Raw genomic sequence first — 4134 nt, 5'->3', positions numbered from 1 at the left:
CTCCATCACGATTACAGGCGACGAGGTTTGCCCGAAATCGCCGGAAAAGCCAATGACGAGGTCAGCCCCTTTTGCCGGTCAGCGTCATGTCGAAGTCGACGATGTTGGAATAGATCGGCGTGCCGACATCCATGCCGTAGCGCGACCTCAGCACCTTGCCGGTGACATGGAATTTGATCATGCCGGCCTTGAGACCGCCGAGCTCGGCCGTGAATTTTTCCGGGAACGTCTTGCCGCGCGCCGTCAGCCGGCCGCTGACGAGAGCCGTGGTGTCGCTGGTTCGGGTCACGCTGGTAGAGCGGAACTGGATTTCCGGGCTGTTGGCGGCATCAAACACCGCGTCGGAGCGCAGGAAGGCATCGATACGGCCCTGGCCGGTGCCGACGCTTTCGGGAAAAATGGTGAAATTGACAGCTGAGCGCCCGACATCGCTGTTGTCGATGCGGATCGAGCCCTTGAAGCGGGCGAAGGTGCCATTGAGGCCGCCGCCGCCGACCTTGCCGATGGAGAAGCGGATGCTGGAGCTGGCCGGGCTGATCGAATAGCTGCCGGCGGCGTCACCCAGCGCGACGGCCGCAGAAACAGGCATGGCAAGGCAAGCGGCGACCGCCGCAAATCCGAGGATGCGCGTGTACATGGGGATGTTCCTTGTTGGAGGCAGCGCATTTCTTGCGCCCTCACTCCATGAACGAATGAACCGCTCGCTCTATTCCGAATCTGACGAAGGCGTGACCATGCGCGTGAGCACGCCATCCCTGAGCTGGAAATGATGCCGCAGCGCCGCCGCGACGTGGAGAGCCACAAGCGTCATGCCGGCATAGGCGAGATACCAATGTGCAGCCGCCCAGAAGCTCTCGGCACCATCCGATTCGGCCAGCGGCAGGTTCGGCATGACGAACAGGTTGAACGGCAGGCTGGGGATCTCCAGCATCGAGACCGACACCAGCGCCCAGCCGGACAAGGGCAAGGCAAGCTGAAACGCGTAGAGCGCAAGATGGGCCAACGGTGCTGCCCGACGCTCCAGGGTTCCGACCGAGCGCGGCAGCGCCGGCGTTGCATTGCCAAGACGCCAGGCGATGCGCAGCAACACAAGCCCGAGCAGCAGGAAGCCGAAGGATTTGTGCAGTTGGATCAGCTCGAAGGCGGTGCGCTGGCTGGTCAACCGCACCATGACGAAGCCGAGCCCGAACTGGCCGATGAAAATGAGCGCAATCAGCCAGTGGAGAAGGATCGCGCCCCAGCCATAGCGGGTGGCGCTGTTGGTGATCGATGTTTGCATGGGGAGTGAACGAATGTTGGTTCGGCTTTCTTCCAGCGCGCTTCACCCTCCCCCTTGTGGGGAGGGTCGCGCAGCAAATGCCGCGAAGCGGATTTTGCGAAGCGGGGTGGGGGTCTCGTAGGGCGCTACCCACCCCGTCCCTCAGCCGACCTACCGGGGCGAGCGAGCCCGCTCTATCCACTCACCTTGAAGAAATCGACAAACGCCCTGAGCGCCGGGCGCATCTGCCGGCGGCTCGGATAATAGACGAAGAAGCCGTCGAAGGAGGGGCACCAGTCCTCCAGCACACGGATCAGCCTGCCGTCGGCGAGCGGCGCGCGGACATAATCCTCAAAGACGAAGGCGAGCCCAGCGCCGTCGACCGCCGCCTGGGCGATCAAATGGTCCTCGTCGAGGATCAGCGGTCCCTCCACCGCCATCTCGATCGCCTCGCGGCCTCTCTCGAACTCCCAGCGGTAGAGGATGCCGCTGGAGAAGCGGAAGCGGATGCAGCGGTGGTCAGCCAGGTCGCGCGGGTGACGCGGCTTGGGGTTGACCTCGAAATAGACCGGGGCGCCGACCACCGCGCCGCGAAGGTCCGGCCCGATGCGCACCGCGATCATGTCGCGCTGCAGGCTCTCGCCTAGCCTGACGCCAGCATCGAAGCCCCCTTCCACCACGTCGGTGAAACGGTCCTCGATGACGATCTCCAGCACGATATCGGGATAGGCCGACGCAAAGGCGCCCAGCCGTGGCGTCAGCGCCAAATGGGCTGCGGTGCGCGGCACGGTCAGGCGCAGATTGCCGGCCGGCCGGTCGCGTGTCTCGATTGCCGTCTCCAGCGCCAGATCGATCTCCGACAGCGCCGGTCGCAGCCGTTCCAGCAACTGCGCACCTTCTTCGGTCGGCGCGACGCTGCGTGTGCTGCGCGCCAGCAGCCGAACGCCAAGCCGCGCCTCTAGGCTGGACACCGCATGGCTGACCGCCGAAGGCGCGATGGCCAATTCCCTGGCCGCGCCGCGAAAGCTGCCGCATTGGGCAACGGTTGCCAGCACGGCCAGTTGGGAAAGATGCGCGCGATTCATTGATCTATCTTTTAGAACAGCCCGTGCAAATGAGAGCCGATTATCGAACACAAGGCAAGGCGCTATTTCTGCCGCATCGCAACAAGGAGACGCGTTATGCAAACCCGCAAGCTAGGAACTGAATTGAACGTCTATCCCGTCGGCCTCGGCTGCATGGGCATGAGCTTCGCCTATGGCGGCCAGGCGGAAGCCGACGCAATCGCCACGCTGCACCGCGCCATCGATATCGGCGTCAATTTCTTCGACACGGCGGAGGTCTATGGCCCGTTCGAGAACGAGATCCTGCTCGGCAAAGCGCTGAAGTCCGCGCGTGACAAGGTGACGATCGCGACAAAATTCGGCTTCAGGATTTTGGAGGAAGGTACAGGCCTCGACCGCATGGCCGGCGTCGACAGCCGCCCCGAGCACGTCAAGGCGGTCGCCGAGGCGTCGCTGAAGCGGCTCGGCACGGATGTGATCGACCTCTACTACCAGCACCGTGTCGACCCCAACGTGCCGATCGAGGACACGGTCGGTGCCATGGCCGAGCTGGTGCGCGAGGGCAAGGTGCGCGCGCTCGGCCTGTCGGAGGCGAGTGCGGCGACCATCCGCCGGGCCCATGCCGTGCATCCAATTGCTGCCGTGCAGAGCGAATATTCGCTCTGGAGCCGCGACCCGGAAGACGAGGTGTTCGCCGTCTGCCGCGAACTCGGCATCGGTTTTGTTCCCTACAGCCCGCTCGGCCGTGGCCTGCTGACCGGCACGATCGCCAAGCCCGAGGCGCTGAGCGACGACGACTGGCGCCGGACCTTGCCGCGCTTCCAGGCCGAGGCGATGGAAGCCAACGCCGCTGTCATCGCGACGCTGGAAAAGCTGGCAGCTGAAAAGGGGGTAACTTCGGCCCAACTGGCGCTGGCCTGGGTGCTGCACCAGGGCGATTTCATCGTGCCGATCCCCGGCGCGAGAAGGATACGCCATCTGGAGCAGAATGCGGCGGCTGCCGGGATCGCGCTGAGCGCGGTCGAGGTGCAGGCGATTGGTGACGCGCTGTCGCCCGACAAGGTGGTCGGTAGGCGCTATGCGGAGAAGGAGCTCACGCTGGTGAATGGTTGAAAACTGGTGAGTAATCGGAAGGGGCGCCGCGCGCCCCTTTTTCGTACGCAGCGCGGTGCAGAAGATGGGGACGCTGACGTGAAGCGCCCCCCTCTGCCCTGCCGACATTTTTACCAAGGCTCGACACTAATCTCCGGCCAGTTCTCCCTTGCACGCTTACCCTTCGCCTCATGCGTGCGCTGATTGTCCATCACCCGGTTCGGCGTGATGCGAAACGAGAAAATGTCGTCAAGACCAAACGGTGCCACGATCTCGAGCTGCCCGTCAGCGTCGTATCGAACCCCGACGGCGTGCGTCTTCGAGGCAAAATGGCTGACGGATTCGCTGGCGCTCGAATAGCGCGGGCACGGCCGTCCGAACTTCTGCGGATACCACAGATGCACCCGCGCCTGGTTGCGCACCTCGACCGGCAACGCCAGCCCCTCGAAATGCTTCTCCGCCCGGCGGATCACCGCGTCCTCGGCCTCATAGGACAGGTCGCTGTCATCGAAGTAGAAAAGATCAACATCCCTGATGCCGTAGCCCGACGGTTTGCCGGTCAGGTGGTTCCAGATGCTGTTGTAGAGAGCGCCGGATACCACCAGCCAGTCCGGCAGGTCGAGCGTGCGAGCCCGCGCCACCGCGTCGCATAACAGCGGGTCGGCAGACACGATGGCGAGAAACGCCGCGCGCTGTTCTTCAAGGGGAAGGCCGGAATAC

5 protein-coding genes are annotated in these 4134 nt (G+C 64.0%); 1 reads left to right on the top strand and 4 read right to left on the bottom strand.

What is annotated here, in order from left to right; genetic code table 11:
• Positions 1 to 61: 61 nt before the first annotated feature.
• The 3 genes from EN991_RS25850 to EN991_RS25840 all read right to left on the bottom strand — a co-directional run bounded on the left by EN991_RS25850 (position 62) and on the right by EN991_RS25840 (position 2343).
• Entirely contained in the window at positions 62 to 637 is a 576-nt protein-coding gene (locus EN991_RS25850) for a YceI family protein (protein ID WP_013528302.1), read from the bottom strand.
• A gap of 69 nt (positions 638 to 706) precedes the next feature.
• On the bottom strand, positions 707 to 1279 hold the full coding sequence (locus tag EN991_RS25845) for a cytochrome b (protein WP_013528303.1): 573 nt from the start codon (positions 1277 to 1279) through the stop codon (positions 707 to 709).
• Between the two features lie 173 nt (positions 1280 to 1452).
• Positions 1453 to 2343 carry a LysR family transcriptional regulator gene (locus tag EN991_RS25840; RefSeq protein ID WP_013528304.1) on the bottom strand — a complete coding sequence of 297 codons (891 nt, stop codon included), beginning with the start codon at positions 2341 to 2343 and terminating at the stop codon, positions 1453 to 1455.
• A gap of 96 nt (positions 2344 to 2439) precedes the next feature.
• Here EN991_RS25840 and EN991_RS25835 point away from each other — a divergent pair, with 96 nt between their 5' ends.
• Positions 2440 to 3435 carry an aldo/keto reductase gene (locus EN991_RS25835; RefSeq protein ID WP_027161015.1) on the top strand — a complete coding sequence of 332 codons (996 nt, stop codon included), beginning with the start codon at positions 2440 to 2442 and terminating at the stop codon, positions 3433 to 3435.
• Between the two features lie 110 nt (positions 3436 to 3545).
• Here EN991_RS25835 and EN991_RS25830 read toward each other — a convergent pair.
• Positions 3546 to 4134: nucleotidyltransferase family protein (locus EN991_RS25830; protein ID WP_164769370.1), on the bottom strand; the 589-nt coding region annotated here is incomplete at its 5' end.

The sequence above is a fragment of the Mesorhizobium sp. M7A.F.Ca.US.005.03.2.1 genome, assembly GCF_003997795.1.
Classification (GTDB): Bacteria; Pseudomonadota; Alphaproteobacteria; order Rhizobiales; family Rhizobiaceae; genus Mesorhizobium; species Mesorhizobium ciceri.
The sequence above is the reverse complement of the archived record's forward strand: the minus strand, read 5'-3'. Positions and strand labels throughout refer to the sequence as shown.

Excerpts from the sequence above, each read along its gene's own strand:
- EN991_RS25850 (WP_013528302.1), bottom strand. The coding sequence starts at position 637 with ATGTACACGCGCATCCTCGGATTTGCGGCGGTCGCCGCTTGCCTTGCC.
- EN991_RS25835 (WP_027161015.1), top strand. The coding sequence starts at position 2,440 with ATGCAAACCCGCAAGCTAGGAACTGAATTGAACGTCTATCCCGTCGGC.
- EN991_RS25840 (WP_013528304.1), bottom strand. The coding sequence starts at position 2,343 with ATGAATCGCGCGCATCTTTCCCAACTGGCCGTGCTGGCAACCGTTGCC.
- EN991_RS25845 (WP_013528303.1), bottom strand. The coding sequence starts at position 1,279 with ATGCAAACATCGATCACCAACAGCGCCACCCGCTATGGCTGGGGCGCG.